Source organism: Spirosoma fluminis (assembly GCF_054778895.1).
In genome coordinates, this window is sequence record NZ_BAAGZD010000013.1 from 202,762 (window position 1) to 217,268 (window position 14,507).

The window sequence follows — 14,507 nt, forward strand, 5'->3', positions numbered from 1 at the left end:
GTGTAATTAGCGCCAGCTGATTTTGTCTTTATCCTGTAACATCACCGACATCAGCAATAAAAAACAAGTGGTCACGATTAGCACAGCCGTTGCCGGAATGGAAGCCAGGGAAAGGGCTAACGCCTGGTACTGGTAAGCAAAACACAGGTAACTGCCAGCCGAACCCAGGGCGAGCCCCTTCAGGATCATAAACCAGGTGCTGAAATAGGCGCTTCTGGTTGCGCCACGTAACCCGTTTAGAAAAAAATAGAAAGCGATCAAAAAAGCCAGGCCATTAATGGCCCATAAGCTATGGATAAGAGTCATGGTAAAGAGGAAGTTAACAGCTAACCAGGTGCGCGACGAAATCTGATGAACGACGCAAAAGTCGTATCGAGTTATGCAGCGTATGGCAGCTAGTAATGGGTGGGCAGCTTCTGCCACGACCCATCGGCATAGGTGTAAGCGGCACTATCTACGAACGTTAAGCCAAAAAAAGCAACCAGAGCCAGGGCACCGATAGAGGTGAGCACCAGCGGAACGAGCCAGAGCGCTACAAACGCACTGATTTCAGCATCCTGCCGATTGTCCAGATTATAACGGACTGGTACATCCTGCCCTTTTTGATAGGCGGGTGAGGAGGAGCCAACCGAAGAAGTAAACGTAACAGTTTGGCCGTCAGTAGTCTGGTAGCGAACGGTGGGGTAGTACATCGTCTGCGAACGATTACGATCCCGGTTGAACGTATCGATGGAGCGCTTGCTGGTGAAGCTAACGACTTTGCCGGTAACTTCCGCGGTATTGGCCAGCCACCGCCGGGTGTTCCGGTAACTGATGTAGCCGCCCAGCAGCATACCGATGCTAATGACGCTGAAAATCAAGCCTAGTTTGGTTGCGAAAGGGTCCATTGGGTAGAGCGAGTGTGATGCGTTGGGTTTGATGGATACAAAAAAATGCCTTCGGTTAGCCACCTGCCAAAATTTATAAATCGAATCGTTGGTATTCGTCGCTGAATCGTCGGTTGCGGGAAACGAACGGCGGTAAATCGGCCTGATATTGGCACCGAAAACAGGATGAGCCTATACAGACGGGGAGAAACCTGAGAAGTAACGGTTCAGCGGCCACCAAAGGCCACTTATCAGGAACTGTCGGCGATTCGTGGTAAAATCTTTGGCAGAATCGAGGTTGGGCAAACACCTTTGCCGCGTCACGACCGACGGTGCCCGATTGAACCCACCCGGTTCGGAGCGAGTGGCAACACCCCAACCCTGCGTACAGTAAACAACACAATGAACCTGCTCTCTTTGTCAATTCTTTTAACGGTGGGTCTGCTCATGGCCACGTGCCAGTTTGCGAACCACCGATCCGAAACGGCTCCGCACATGTCCCGCCGGATCGATACGCTGGCGATTACCGAAGACCGGCTCCGGGCGGGCCACCCGATCAAAGCGGCTCAACTGCCCATAACCCAGGAAGATGCTGCCGGAGTTGCCGGTTCCGCAGTCTTTACGTATAAAGCCGATACGTTGGCAACTACGGAAACCGCATACGCTCTGCTCGTCGGACGGCTCTACGCCGAAGAAAGTATCGGCTGGCTGGTGACTATCGACCGCGCCAGTGGGCGGCAACTTGACAAACGCATCGCTTATTACACCAATGCCGAAGGCATGACCGAAACCGAAAGCAAATGGCTGCCCGCCGAACAGCGGCTACTGGTTGAAACGGGGACGTATGACGATGCCGGACAGTATAAGCGAAGGACGATCCACTATCAATTTACGCCCGACGGCAGGCTCCTGCCGCGTTGAGCGGTTATCCCCCGATTCATTCCGATGCTTGACGAAATAGTATCACCCGATCGAACTTATAAGGTAGTTTTGAGTAGGTACGAAGTGCGCATGAGCCACTGGATCGACCAGCCTTATCTGATGCGGGTTGGCGACGGGGCCTGCCTGTTTGCGCTTGACGGTGCCCCCTGGTCGGCTTCCGATGTAAACTGGCTCGATGAGACAACCGTTCGAATGAATCTGCGTAAATACCCTGGCCGCATCGCCTGTACGGTACGGCTGGAAACCTCCGACGACTGGGGGGCCGCCCAGACCCCAGGCGACTCGTTCTCGGGGTCGCTGGCGCAGGTGAGCAATTGGGTTCTGAATCTGTAATAAAACCGCATTTTAAAACGAGAGATCCGGTGATGGAGAACAAGGCTAGTCGGTTCGCCGACGAAGTCGTTGGTGAAGCGGCTTTTCAATCGTTACGTAAAGGAAATGGGCAATCAGGATCAGGCAACCAAGGAGCAGCCAGTTGCTGGTAAGGCCCAGCTTTTGCAGCAGTTTGGGAATCATGCCCAGATGGATGAGGTAAAAGGCGTACGAGCAGTGGCCCATCGTCTGCATGAAGAGCGTCGTAAGTACGTAACGGATTGACGATTTCTCCTGTAAGAGGCCAAGCAGGAACAACGAGATGCCCACCGGCAGGAGGTAGTTATAAACGATTAGCTCACTCCAGAAAAGCCCTGTCGGATTAATCGTCAGGATGCCGATGTTCGCCTGCCAGAGCACACAGCCGCTTATGAGACCTAACCCCATTCCCGTAGCGTTTCGAATTCCTTGGAGTGTATGGCTCTGCCAGCGTTGGGCCAGCCACATGCCTGCTATAAACTCGAAGGAGCGGCCGAAAAACAGATAAAACGATACGAATGAGAGACTCCCGAACAGGCCATGGTATTGTAGCTGCCCAAGCGTAGCCCAGAATAGCAGTCCGGCAGCGGTGAGAACCGCAACCGGTAGCCAGGCTGACCAACGGCGTAGCGCCATCCATAAAACAGGGGCTGCGGCATAAAAACATGCCTCAACGGTTAAGCTCCAGCTTTGGGCAAGGCCACTGAACAGATAGTCGGCAAAGAAGCCTTTTAACAGTGTTAGATTCAATAAGAACGCGAACCCGCTTATGGATTGCCCGCGCAAGGCGTTGATACTGAGTGTAAGCACCAGCAGCACTGCATATAAGGGATAAATGCGGGCGAAACGGTTTTGCGCGTACGTTCGCCATGACCAGCTGGCCCCGTCAGCAGCCGGACCCGCGTACTGATACTGCATCAGGAAGCCGCTGAGCACAAAAAATACAGACACGCCAACGTAGCCCTGACCAATCAGCCGATGCGCGAACGTAAGGGCTGGAGCCGGGTTGTAATGGTGCAGAAAAACCAGGAAAGCCGCTGCCGCCCGTAATCCCGTCAGTGCGGGTAGGTAGTGGCTGGTTGTCGGCGGGCGAGTTGAGGGTACCGCAATCATCACCGCATCAGGAGGAGTCGACCACTCCGTTGGTTACGTTCGGCAACATCTCCCGGCCAGGTCGGGTCTTCCTTGCCAACGCTTAGCCGATACAGATACACACCCGACGGCAGTGGCGCTCCGGAGTCAGCGCAGCCGTCCCAGCTCCACACGTTCAGCCCGATACGACCCGGTTTGTGGAATTGCCTCACTACTTTACCGGCCAGGTTCATAATGGTCAGTGCCAATGTAGCCGGAGGCTGAGCGCCGGTAAGCTGAAACGTAACGAATGTCTGGTCAGAGAAAGGATTGGGATACGCGTTCAGATTGGTCAGACCTGGTTCCAGGATAACCCGAAAGCGCACCTGAAACGGGATGGCCGAATTACCGACAGCGTCGCGCGCCGTGACCAGCACCTGATACAAGCCTTCGGCCAGGAGAGGTAAGGGATACCGGATTCGAAAGGCTTTGTCTGATCCAGAAGGCTGAATCTTGGCCGGATGCCAGCTCAGCCGCTCGAATGGCTGATTCAAACCGGGCCGTTGCAGAAACAGGTTCAGCCCAGCCGTGTCCTGTCGGCTAATCGAGCGGTTGTCGTCAGTAAGCAGTATGTCCAGCAGCGGTTGAGCGGATACGGTGGCTCCATCGTTGATACGGTCTCCATCAACCGCCACTTCGAGCAGCGGCCCCACCTGATCGGGTTGTACGGCCAGGGAAAAGTTGCCCGTGTTGTTGTGAAACAAATATTCCGGCTGTAGGCCAGGATTCACCGTCAGCACGATTCGATTGAGGCCGGGAAGCGCCTGGGTAGCAATGTGGATAACGAACGCTAATGTAGCGTAGGGGGCGGGTGCGGGAAGCCGCCACTCCCTGGTTTGGGGTTCCGGTAAAGCCGCTGCAAAGATCGTTTGCCGAACCGTAACCGAATCGGCAAACGGGTAAGCGCTGAGATTCGTAAAACGGACAGGAATGGCAACGGTATCGCCCTGCTGAACAGCACCAGGTAACGTACCGCTCATCTGAAGATGACCTTCGGGTAAACCAACTGTAGCCTGTAAAGGTACGTAGGTAAACGTACTGGCTGACCAGGCTTTCGACTCGTCAGCGGGGGAGGCCAAGCCCGTAGAATCCGCTAAGCGAACCCGCCAGTAGTACGTGATGTTGGGATCAGGTAGTAAATTGGCTGGATAGCTGATCAGGTTGGCTGCACGAATGCGCTGCTGAATCCGGAACGGGCTGGAAAAGCGGGCAGTGGTGTCGAGTTCGAGGTCGAATGGATACCGGCCCTGTCGAAGAAACTCCGCACTCAGCCGAAGAGAAGTCGTGTTAATTACGCTGCCCGGTGCGGGATAGAGTAAAATAGGTTTCTGACCGGCTACCAATACGTCGACCAGGGCGTGGTTATTATTCTGTTGCCGTTCCGGAATGAGCCCGTTTGGATTGAGGGTCAGTTCAAACCGGTTGAGTCCGTCGGCATCGTGCTGGTTGGGTAGGGTCACGGTCAGCGTGTCGCGGTAAGCCACTGCATTGGGAAGCGTCAGGTTGAACATGCCGACTTCCTGGGTATTGACAAACCGACGGATTCGGATGGGGAATGGACGTTCCCGGTATTGTCCGCTATTCTGGACCACAAACCGAATCTGCACCGAATCGCTCTGGGCACGTAACGGCTGCCCGTCTGATCCGCTCACAACAACCGAGTTCGGTGGAATGGCATAGTCCGGGGTTTCGAACGGAAACAGCCGGATGGCCGGATCGCCCTGCAACACCATCTGCTGGCAGTTCGCCAGACTCCAGCCATCGGGCGTCTGCGCCAGGACGCGCCGTATCGTTTCCTGCTGAAGCTGGCCGATCGGCCGGCTTAGCTGGGTGCTGTCGGCCAGAAGCTCGTAAAACGTTGTGCTGTACTGGTTCAGGTATTCGACGTAACCCAGGTGGCTGTGCGCCAGAGCAGCAATGGCTCCCCGATTCGGGGCTAACACCCAATCGGTTGTCAGCGTAGGCCGACCAAAAAAGAAGTTGCCGATCGCGCAACCGTTGATCAGCAGCACCGGATACTTGCCCTTATTCTGGTAGCCAAGGGCATCGTTTGTGCAAAAACCAATGTCCAGGTCCGTTACGTCAAGCCCGGAATGACCGAAGAACGTCATCAGCCCCACGCCTTCGTTAACCGGCTGGACAACATTGATCGGCTCGACCGAGTTATCCGTCTGTTTCGACAGGGTTGTTACCTGCGCGCCCAGCGAAGGAGCAAGGGCCCGATGTTTGTAGCCGTCTACCAAACTTCGGAACAATACAGCCTGGTCAGCCGTTGCACCCCCGCTCAGGTGCAGCATGTTCTTGCGCCAGAGCGTGCCGGGCTGCGCTTCGTATTCTATTACTTTGTTAAGGTAACTGATCACCTCCTGCGGACTGCTGGCGTTAATGCGGCCCGTCGGAATAGCCGGTACGTTCACGGGCTGATCAGCCAGCCCCGCCGTAAACGCCATGTCGGAACCGGGAAACCCTGCCGTCATGACCATATCGAGCGCAGCCTGCTCGGGATTACGTCGAATGCCGGGCGTACTGCGACTGCGACCGATGAGCAGCAGATACTGAGGGGAGCCCTGCCGCAGCATCTGATCCGCAAAGCGTCGGATGGCCAACGGGTGGCGCTCGCCGAAGCTGTACTGATCGATTAACTGCTGCATGGTTACCGTCAGCGTATCGTGGGCTCCACCCGCGGGGGATGCCCGGTAGGCGGCATAATCGCGAACGGCATTAGCCCCAAGTAAGGCTTCATGTGTGATAATCAGGTACGTGGGTTTACGGCCCCGCCAATCCGGAAAAGTAACCGGGCGAATGCTGATGGCGGATTTGCGTTGACTGGCGCTAAAAATCGTGCGGGGAACAGTTGTCCCGTGAACAAGTACCTGCGTCAATCCCGCTGGCGATACGGTAGCGCCAAGCCGAATGGGATTTATAGGGTCCGTAATATCCCAGAAGCAGGTTTCGGTGGGAGCGGAGGGTAGGTCCAGTCGCGATCGCCCGCCTGCAGTAGGAGCCAGTTGGAACGTTTGCGGTCTGTTGTCCTCAAGGCTGACGTGCTTAGGATAGCGTAGCCGCATAAACGATACGGAGTAGCGGTCAACTGGAGCGTTGTCGCCCCGCGAAACCAGGGATACCGTTAGCCGACCGTCGGGGCCGACATCGCTCCAGCGAATGCGTAGCTGAAGACGGGCGTTGTCGTACGTCGAAAAAAACGTTGAATCGGTCAGTCGCTGGCGGTCGGGACTTGGTCCAACCCAGCATTCAACCCGGTGGTTTGTGTTGTCGCGTCCCGCCAGTAAGATGGTGAGTTCAGGCGCTGCACCGTTCGTATACGCCTGGCGTAGAGCAAACGTATGGACGTAAGGTTTGTCTTTCTGCTGAACGGGGCCGGTGTAGCCTTCTCCGGCTTCGTAGTAACTGAATTCGATTCGGGGTGGAATGCCGGCGGGATAGCCGGGGTAGTTGTCGGTAAACAACCGCATGTCTTCTGCCCAGTAATAGGGCTCAGGGGGTAAGCTGGCGTAGCTGGTGTCGCTATAGGCCGCCATGCGTTTACCGGGTGTACCATCGAGTCGCCAGGTCAGGAAAAAGACCGTAGTATCACTAAACAGACTATAATAAGGATGTGGCTGCGCTCCAACCGGATGATACAGCAGCGAGTCCTGAGCGCCATCGTTACCCCGGCCGTAAAACTCCAGAAAATCGTCGGTATCAAAACGCTTATCCGCTTCGCCTGCCACGAAAATAGCCTGCTCAATCCCCCGGTGGAATACCTGCACCGTTGTTGGATCAACGGTGCTGACCGGAAAACCGGCTCGTTCCAGTTCAACTGCCCGGATGCGGTAGAGGCCTGTTTCGGCAACGGGGAGTTTGAAATACGTCTGGTTAGAGTTAATCCATTCGTGGCCAGCCGATAAAGGCTGCGCCAGCAGACTGCGGACGCAGACAGTCAACAAGAATAGAACCAGATAAGCACGAAGCATACGGTAGGGCAATAAGCGCTAAAAATACGCAATTGCTTCTATCCGTCCGCATAATTTGTAAACACGAGGTTACAAACTTCGCATCGGGCCAGGCTTGGTACGCCCGGTTAGCGTTGCGCTCGTTTTAAAACGCTGCCGATCAGGCTCCCCGCAAAGGTTAGCCCGATGGAGCCGAACAAACTAAAGGTTTCGACCTCGCGGTGGGTGCTCAGCAGGCTCGGCCCGACCAGTACGTAATAGCCGACCAGTATTGATGATGCCTGGAGTATGGCCAGCGACCAGCCTTTTCGCGGCTCCGCAAACCCGATTCCCATGGCGGAACTGGCCGCCCACAAATAAGGCCAGTGGATGACCTCACTCTTTTTAATGAGCAGCAGCAAAATGGCGCTGGTGACTAGCGTGAGCCCAGCGTTAAGGGCTAATCGGCGGTCGACGAACTGCTTCGGCGCTTCGGGCTTTACTAAACGTTGCTGGGCTTTCAACTCCCTGATCTGTTCGGCTTTCGCAAAGTCCTGCTGCGCTTCGGCGGGTCGACCGAGCTGCTCCCGCGTCAGACCGCGCCATTGGTAAGGCTCGGCCGTATCGCCATGGGCGAAGAAAATAGCTTTGTCAAAGTCCTGAAACGCAACCGGAAAATTGTGCTGATCAAAATGAATTTTTCCGGTCTCTACATGCAGCTCGGATACCGAATCGTCGTAACTCTTTCCTCGTTCCAGATCGGCCAGCGCAGCCGGTTCGTCGCCCAGCGCGCGGTAGCAGCGGGCCCGGTACAGATAAGCTACGGCCGACTTAGGCTGCGCCCCGATGGCGTTCGAGAAATAGGTGAGCGCGTTGACGTACTTACCCGTTTCGTACAGCGTAATTCCTTCCCGTAAGCGATCGGCTTCTTTTTCGGCATTCGTGCGCTGATCGGCGTAATAACGCAGATAAATTAAATAGCCAATAAAGGCTGACAATGCCGTTAATTCCAGCATAAACGTTGACGCAGACGTTCTTAAAATACGGAACAAAAATAGGTCAACGCGACGTAACTACGGCAGGCGCTCTCCAAAAACGATTCTAATGCGGTAAAATCGTCTCTCCCGGTTCCGCAACGACTACCATTCATCCTCACTTTTTACCCGCTGGTACATCATTTATCTATATTTCGACCAAGTACCTTGCATCGCATAGTACCTTATTGTACCTTTGGATGAAGAAATTAACGAAACTCCGTACACCAATGAATATCGAAAACGCTCAGGTGCAGATGCGGAAGGGCATTCTGGAATTCTGCATCCTGCATATCATATCGCGGGGTGAGGTCTATGCCTCCGATATGCTGGACGAGCTGACCTCCGCCCGGATTATGGTTGTGGAAGGTACGCTTTATCCTCTGCTTACCCGACTCAAAAATGCTGGTCTGCTTGATTACAAGTGGGTCGAATCGACGTCCGGTCCCCCGCGTAAATACTATATTCTAACGGAGCTTGGCCGCAACTCGCTGGATGCCCTCAACGAAACTTGGCAGGAACTGTCCGAATCCGTAAATTCCATCGTCACTCGGGTGAATCAGCACAAAAAGCCGACCAATGGCACAACCGCTGCGCCTACCACTGATTTCACGAACCCCTCAGCCAACGCTTAACCTATTCTCTTTTCCGATCGCCATGAAAAAGACCATAAGCATCAATATTAGTGGAGTCATCTTCCACATCGAAGAGGATGGCTACGACAAGCTCCGAAATTACCTGACGTCGGTTCAGCAGTACTTTTCGACCTACGAAGACAGTCAGGAGATCATTACCGACATCGAAAACCGCATTGCCGAAAAGCTGCTTAATAAATTGAAAGTGGCTGAAAAACAGGCAATTTCCCTGGAAGACGTGAACGAATTGCTAGCCGCTATGGGGACTGTCGATGACTTTGAAGCCGTTGAGGAAGAAGAAGTGCTTGTCGCTGGTGGGGGCCGTAACTCCGCCTTCGGCGAAGGGCAGGCAACAGGCGGTAAAAACTTTACCAACCCGACCAATCCAGGTCCGGCGGCCAATCCGTCGGCGCAGACGGCTGCGGCTTATCCGCGTCGGCTCGTTCGCGACCTGCAGCGGAAAACGCTGGGCGGGGTAGCGGCCGGGCTGGCGCACTACTTCAACATGGACGTAGTGTGGGTGCGGCTGATCTTTGTGTTCCTGTTTTTCGCCATGCCTCCTGTGGGTCAGGAATTTGGCGCGGGCGTCTCCGGCATTACATTCCTGCTTTACATTGCCATGTGGATTGCTCTGCCGGGCGTCAATTACATTGAAGAGGACAAAACGGTTAAGAAATTTTTCCGGAATCCCGAAGATAAAGTGCTTGGGGGCGTAGCCTCGGGTATTGCCGCGTATTTCGGCGTCGATACGGGCATCATCCGCCTGCTGTTCGTGCTGGGCATCGTGTTCTTCGGCGTGGGCTTCCTGCTGTATATCGTGTTGTGGATGATTGCGCCCCAGGCCAATACGCTCACCGAAAAGATGGAGATGCAGGGTCGGCCCATTACGTTGTCGAACATTGAATCAAGCATCAAGCAGAACCTGAACATCAACGAATCCTCCAACAACGAAAGCACGCTGACGCGCATCCTGCTGTTTCCCTTTCGGGCCATTGCCACCATCATCGGCGGGCTGGGCAGCGCCCTGGGGCCCTTTTTAACCGGAGTTGTTTCTCTGGTCCGTGTATTGGCGGGGATTATGTTACTGGTCATGGGCTTTGCGTTCATGATTGCCTGTTTAGCGGTTTTGGTCGCTTTTCTTGGCTTTGAATCCGGGGCTCATTTCGGGAACTTACCCATCAGCATGATCCGTGACGACATCTCTCTGCCCATGATTCTGTCGGCGGGTGCCGTTGGTATCCTCCCGGCTTTTGGTCTGGCGATTCTGGGTGTCATGCTCATCACCACACGAAACGTATTAAGCAGCCGTACGGCCTTAACGTTGGCTGGGGTTTGGCTTGTAAGCCTGGTCATTTTTCTAGGAACGACCGCTCCGTTGATCAACAGTTTCCAGCGCCGGGGTACGGTTGAAGAAACAAAGGTCCTGAACGTACCGGCGGCTGTTCCTACCTTTGCCATAAACGACGTTGAAGATGAATACGACGACTGGGACATCCGGCCTTCTCTTGAGCTAAAAGGCTATGAGGGTTCGACCTTTAATCTGGTTCAGCACTTCCGGGCGCAGGGTAGCAGCCGTGCCGAAGCGCAGGCTAACGCCCGCCAGCTGAAGTATACCTACGCCACGAAAGACTCGACCATTCGCTTCAACAATCGGGTTGAGCTGCTTCCGACCGCCCGCTTCCGGGCGCAGGATCTGGATATGGATCTGATGGTCCCCTACGAAAAGCCGTTCCGGATGACCAAAGACTTTGCGCTTTATGTCCGCAACGTATTCGGCGAACGGGAGCTAAACCGGATGGAGGCCAGTATCTGGAAGTTCACCAAAGCCGACGGGCTGGTTTGCATCAATTACCCCCGCGAGAAAGATCGCGATCTCGATAGCGAAGACAATGACGTAACGGACCTGACCGACGATGTGCAGAATGCGGTAGCCAGCGAACTGGGCGACGATTTCGATGACATCGGTGATCATTCCCGCCAGTTTACCGTCGGTGAGTTTTCGAAAGTCGACGTCGGGGGTGCCTTCGTGGTGCGTTTCCGGAAAGGTACTACGTATAAGGTGGTGGCCGACGGCCGCGAAGAAGACCTTGAAGACATCGAGGTGAAGGTGAAAGGGAATACACTGGACGTATCGGTCGACCGGAAAGGCTTGTTCGACTGGGGTAATCGCAACCGCGTGGGGCTGACCATTACTGTACCCTCTATCGATGAACTGAAGCTGTCGGGCGCGTCGAAAGCCAGTCTGGCCGGGTATGGTAACTTCAACAAGCTCGATGTGGAGCTGAGCGGAGCGTGCCGGGTCGTTCTCGATGGGGAGGTAAACGATCTGTCGCTCGATTTGTCGGGCGCGTCGAATGCCCTGTTACGTGGCCATGCCCAGAAACTCGACGTTAACCTGAGCGGAGCCAGCAAGCTTGAAGCAACGGATATGCGGGTCGATCGGGCGTCGGTTGATGCCAGCGGAGCCAGTCACGCCAACTTAGGCCAGGTTGGATCGCTCGATTCCGAAACGTCAGGTGCCAGCAAAGTAACGCGCCAGTAAAACAATACGTAATTGATGTAAAGCCAGTGGGCTCCGGGGTTTACCTCGGAGCCCACTGGCTTTAAAGGTCTAGGGCATGACTTATTTGTTACGACAGCTAACCAGCGTAGTTTCCGGATTGGCTTGCATGTCTTTGACGTATCGATCCATTTCGGCTTTATTACAAAACTCGGTTGTGGTTCGGCCCGCCCGGGATGGGTTTGTCGAATAAACGTCACAAACGTAGCAGGAAGAATTAATCTGGGTCTGTTGACAGGCCGTTAGAGCCAGCAAGCCAATAAAAATAAAAACGCGTTTCATGCTCTATGAGGTTGTCTAGCTGCTAAATACGCATGTCGCCAAAACAACCTCAATGGTACTGATCACGCACTGCGTCAATCAATCCCTGGATTGGGTAAAAGGAAGCATGAAATGGGGGGACTCATCAGTCGGATGACCGTTGTGTCACATAATCTCGTCGCTGAGGCCGGGCGATACGTACTACGTCTTCTGAGCCGCCGTTTCCTCCACGCGGGCTTCATCCTCAGCCACCTCTTCGCGCTGGACTTTGTTCTCGCGCTCGAATACCTGAATCAGCACGATGAAATAGGAGAGGAGAAGCGGGCCGATGACCAGCCCCAGAATGCCGAAAATAGGTACGCCCAGCACAATACCGGCCAGCGTGATCAGCGGGTGAATATCACCCATCCGCTTGGCCAGCATGATCCGCAGCAGGTTGTCGATGTTGATAATCACAATGACGCCCACCAGCAGTATCCCGATGCCCTGCCCCGTATCGCCCTGGGAGAGTTTGATTAACCCCGCTGGGGCCCAGACAAGTGGGGTGCCGAGGATCGGAATAAATGCCAGAAAAAAGCCCACAACGCCCCAGAAAGGCGCATCCGGTACGCCGAAAATCCAGAGCGTAACGCCTGTAAGCACCCCCTGCACCAGACTCACCAGCGCCTGCCCCAGCACATTGGCGTTCACATTGTTTTTCAGCGATTCGCCCAGTTCTTTCTGCGTATCCCGTTTAAACGGCAGGTATTTCTGAAGACCCCGCTGAAAGGCATCCTGCTGCACAAACATGAAGTAAAGCGTGAAAAGCATCAGACCAATGATCACGATGAAATCAAGCGCGCCACCCGCCAGCGAAGGCAGCAGCCGACTGGCGTAGCCCGCTCCCTGCTGAACGATCTGGCGGACGTTCTGCGGACTCGTCACCTTAAAGCCGGTCAGGTCTTCGGCTTTGTGAATCAGGTTGAGAATATCATCGGCGTTCTGGCTGTAATACTGAATCCGGCCGATGAGCAGTAAGCTGAGCGTTAGAAACGGCAGAATAATGACGATGACCGAAAAAATGATCAGCAGCGTTGTTACAAATGACCGGTTCCACTTTCGTTTGATGGCCAGGGCCGTGAACCAGGGCCGGAACACGACGTACAGAATCCCGGCTCCCAGAAAGGCCGAAGCGTAACCGCGCAGTCCGGCAATGATAAATCCTGCTATGACTATCAGGCTTGTAATCAGCAGAATGCGCTGTTGCCTGGGGGTGTATATGTTACTCATGATGGTAAGCGCTCCTGCGGCTCCGGTGAATTTCGGCAACCTCATTAGTGCTTAACACATCTTTATCCGCCAATTGTTTGAGATTCGTTCGCAATCAGCACTCTGTCGCACTCAGGGCCAGACCGGCCTCCGATGTTTCTTTGTATTTGGTCGACATATCCCGGCCGGTGGCTTTCATCACCTTAATCACCGCGTCGAGCGATATTTTCTGGAACGAAGCCGCTCCGGACGTAGCCAGCAGAAACGCATTGTACGCTTTCACGGCCCCCATCGCATTGCGTTCGATGCACGGAATCTGGACGAAGCCGCCAATGGGGTCGCAGGTCATACCCAGGTGGTGCTCAATGGCGATTTCGGCGGCCGCTTCAAGGGTGCCGATAGCTGCGCCGGGCTGGCTGCAACGGGTTAAAAAAGCCGCGCCCATGGCCGAGGCCGTGCCAATCTCGCCCATACAGCCCATTTCCGCCCCCGAAATGCTGGCATTGTGCTTCACCAGAAAGCCCACGGCGGCCGCTGCCAGCATTCCCGAACGTAACGTGGCGCGATCGTAATGAAAGTGATGTCGGGCCAGATAGGTCAGGCCGGGAATCACGCCCGATGCCCCCGACGTAGGCGCGGTGACCACGATGCCTCCGGCGGCATTTTCTTCCGAAGCCGCCAGGCAATAGGCGTTCAAAAAAATCAGAAAGCTGTCGGAACTGTTCGCCAGGCTCTTCGCCTGCTGGTACAACACCGGCGCTTTGCGACTCAGCCGGATGGAGCCGGGAAGCAACCCCTTTTGCCGGAGACCCCGCCGAACGGCCTTGTGCATGAAATCCAGGATCTGATCGATCCGTTGGTGGACTTCGGGTCGGCTTTTGCCGGTCAGGGCCATCTCATTGGCCAGCATCACCTGATCGAGCGTTAATTGATGCGTGGACAACTGCGCCTTCAGCTCGGTCATGGTGCTGTATGGATATGGCAACTGAACCGATGCGGAGGGCGTTTCGGGTTCGCCTTTCCGGATGATGAAGCCACCGCCAATCGAGTAGTATTCTTCGGAAGTTACTACGTCATCACCGGCGCTCAAGTGCAGTACCATCGTGTTGGCGTAGGGCGAATCGTAGCGTTTCCGCTGAAAATGAATGTGCTGAGGGCCAACCGATACGGTATGATCGCCAACGGGTACCGGATACGTAACGGCCGGGTCTTTCAGCAGCGCCAGCAATGCCTCGGGATCGGTCGTTTCGGGTTGCCAGCCGAGCAGACCCGCCACCACGGCCCGGTCGGTACCGTGCCCTTTGCCGGTTGCACTGAGCGACCCGTATAAATGAATATGAATGGCGTCTGCCTGCTGAACCTGATCGGGTGGCAGGCTGGCGAGCCGCTGCCGAAAGTCGTAGGCGGCTTTCATGGGGCCAATGGTATGCGAACTCGACGGGCCCGGCCCGACCTTGAACAGGTCGAAAACCGACGTAGTAATTGGATTCGTAACAGTCATGTTGGTGAAGAATATGCGTAGTGCATGTCGGCAATAAACAACCCAT

At 55.0% G+C, this 14,507-nt stretch carries 12 protein-coding genes; 4 read left to right on the forward strand and 8 right to left on the reverse strand.

All coding sequences use genetic code 11. From position 1 onward, the window contains the following. Positions 1 to 6 precede the first annotated feature (6 nt). Together ACYVBJ_RS16760 and ACYVBJ_RS16765 are read right to left on the reverse strand one after the other, a co-directional pair. Positions 7 to 306: a hypothetical protein gene (locus ACYVBJ_RS16760; protein WP_460983455.1), complete on the reverse strand. Its 300-nt coding sequence runs from the start codon at positions 304 to 306 to the stop codon at positions 7 to 9. Positions 307 to 395: 89 nt separating this feature from the next. Further along, positions 396 to 887: a DUF3592 domain-containing protein gene (locus ACYVBJ_RS16765; RefSeq protein WP_460983456.1), complete on the reverse strand. Its 492-nt coding sequence runs from the start codon at positions 885 to 887 to the stop codon at positions 396 to 398. 381 nt (positions 888 to 1,268) lie between these two features. Between ACYVBJ_RS16765 and ACYVBJ_RS16770 the strand changes: the two genes are divergently transcribed. Beyond that, on the forward strand, positions 1,269 to 1,787 hold the full coding sequence (locus ACYVBJ_RS16770; protein WP_460983457.1) for a hypothetical protein: 519 nt from the start codon (positions 1,269 to 1,271) through the stop codon (positions 1,785 to 1,787). Positions 1,788 to 1,877: 90 nt separating this feature from the next. Continuing rightward, complete coding sequence (locus ACYVBJ_RS16775; RefSeq protein WP_460983458.1) at positions 1,878 to 2,141, forward strand: hypothetical protein; 264 nt, start codon at positions 1,878 to 1,880, stop codon at positions 2,139 to 2,141. A gap of 45 nt (positions 2,142 to 2,186) precedes the next feature. Here the strand turns inward: ACYVBJ_RS16775 and ACYVBJ_RS16780 are convergent, their stop codons facing one another. The 3 genes from ACYVBJ_RS16780 to ACYVBJ_RS16790 all read right to left on the reverse strand — a co-directional run bounded on the left by ACYVBJ_RS16780 (position 2,187) and on the right by ACYVBJ_RS16790 (position 8,238). Then, positions 2,187 to 3,272 carry an acyltransferase family protein gene (locus ACYVBJ_RS16780; RefSeq protein WP_460983459.1) on the reverse strand — a complete coding sequence of 362 codons (1,086 nt, stop codon included), beginning with the start codon at positions 3,270 to 3,272 and terminating at the stop codon, positions 2,187 to 2,189. Further along, positions 3,272 to 7,264, reverse strand: coding sequence for a putative type IX secretion system sortase PorU2 (gene porU2, locus ACYVBJ_RS16785; protein WP_460983460.1), 3,993 nt, complete (start codon positions 7,262 to 7,264; stop codon positions 3,272 to 3,274). Before porU2 ends, ACYVBJ_RS16780 begins: the two co-directional genes overlap by 1 nt. A 107-nt stretch (positions 7,265 to 7,371) precedes the next feature. Further along, positions 7,372 to 8,238, reverse strand: a complete 867-nt coding sequence (locus tag ACYVBJ_RS16790) for a tetratricopeptide repeat protein (protein ID WP_460983461.1) — start codon at positions 8,236 to 8,238, stop codon at positions 7,372 to 7,374. Positions 8,239 to 8,486: 248 nt separating this feature from the next. On the opposite strand from ACYVBJ_RS16790, the gene ACYVBJ_RS16795 reads away from it, so the two are divergent. Then, the gene (locus ACYVBJ_RS16795; RefSeq protein WP_460977553.1) at positions 8,487 to 8,891 is read left to right on the forward strand and encodes a PadR family transcriptional regulator; all 405 of its coding nucleotides are present in this window, start codon (positions 8,487 to 8,489) and stop codon (positions 8,889 to 8,891) included. A 22-nt stretch (positions 8,892 to 8,913) separates the two neighbouring features. Further along, a complete protein-coding gene (locus tag ACYVBJ_RS16800; RefSeq protein WP_460983462.1) occupies positions 8,914 to 11,433 on the forward strand; it encodes a PspC domain-containing protein in 2,520 nt (839 codons plus the stop codon). An 81-nt stretch (positions 11,434 to 11,514) separates the two neighbouring features. Here ACYVBJ_RS16800 and ACYVBJ_RS16805 read toward each other — a convergent pair whose 3' ends face one another. The 3 genes from ACYVBJ_RS16805 to ACYVBJ_RS16815 all read right to left on the reverse strand — a co-directional run bounded on the left by ACYVBJ_RS16805 (position 11,515) and on the right by ACYVBJ_RS16815 (position 14,461). Continuing rightward, the gene (locus tag ACYVBJ_RS16805) at positions 11,515 to 11,733 is read right to left on the reverse strand and encodes a hypothetical protein (RefSeq protein WP_460983463.1); all 219 of its coding nucleotides are present in this window, start codon (positions 11,731 to 11,733) and stop codon (positions 11,515 to 11,517) included. A gap of 180 nt (positions 11,734 to 11,913) precedes the next feature. Beyond that, a complete protein-coding gene (locus ACYVBJ_RS16810) occupies positions 11,914 to 12,981 on the reverse strand; it encodes an AI-2E family transporter (protein ID WP_460983464.1) in 1,068 nt (355 codons plus the stop codon). A 94-nt stretch (positions 12,982 to 13,075) separates the two neighbouring features. After that, a complete protein-coding gene (locus tag ACYVBJ_RS16815) occupies positions 13,076 to 14,461 on the reverse strand; it encodes an L-serine ammonia-lyase (protein ID WP_460983465.1) in 1,386 nt (461 codons plus the stop codon). Between the last annotated feature and the right edge of the window lie 46 nt (positions 14,462 to 14,507).

Excerpts from the sequence above, each read along its gene's own strand:
- ACYVBJ_RS16760 (WP_460983455.1), bottom strand. The coding sequence starts at position 306 with ATGACTCTTATCCATAGCTTATGGGCCATTAATGGCCTGGCTTTTTTG.
- ACYVBJ_RS16765 (WP_460983456.1), bottom strand. The coding sequence starts at position 887 with ATGGACCCTTTCGCAACCAAACTAGGCTTGATTTTCAGCGTCATTAGC.
- ACYVBJ_RS16770 (WP_460983457.1), top strand. The coding sequence starts at position 1,269 with ATGAACCTGCTCTCTTTGTCAATTCTTTTAACGGTGGGTCTGCTCATG.
- ACYVBJ_RS16775 (WP_460983458.1), top strand. The coding sequence starts at position 1,878 with ATGAGCCACTGGATCGACCAGCCTTATCTGATGCGGGTTGGCGACGGG.
- ACYVBJ_RS16780 (WP_460983459.1), bottom strand. The coding sequence starts at position 3,272 with ATGATTGCGGTACCCTCAACTCGCCCGCCGACAACCAGCCACTACCTA.
- porU2 (WP_460983460.1), bottom strand. The coding sequence starts at position 7,264 with ATGCTTCGTGCTTATCTGGTTCTATTCTTGTTGACTGTCTGCGTCCGC.
- ACYVBJ_RS16790 (WP_460983461.1), bottom strand. The coding sequence starts at position 8,238 with ATGCTGGAATTAACGGCATTGTCAGCCTTTATTGGCTATTTAATTTAT.
- ACYVBJ_RS16795 (WP_460977553.1), top strand. The coding sequence starts at position 8,487 with ATGAATATCGAAAACGCTCAGGTGCAGATGCGGAAGGGCATTCTGGAA.
- ACYVBJ_RS16800 (WP_460983462.1), top strand. The coding sequence starts at position 8,914 with ATGAAAAAGACCATAAGCATCAATATTAGTGGAGTCATCTTCCACATC.
- ACYVBJ_RS16805 (WP_460983463.1), bottom strand. The coding sequence starts at position 11,733 with ATGAAACGCGTTTTTATTTTTATTGGCTTGCTGGCTCTAACGGCCTGT.
- ACYVBJ_RS16810 (WP_460983464.1), bottom strand. The coding sequence starts at position 12,981 with ATGAGTAACATATACACCCCCAGGCAACAGCGCATTCTGCTGATTACA.
- ACYVBJ_RS16815 (WP_460983465.1), bottom strand. The coding sequence starts at position 14,461 with ATGACTGTTACGAATCCAATTACTACGTCGGTTTTCGACCTGTTCAAG.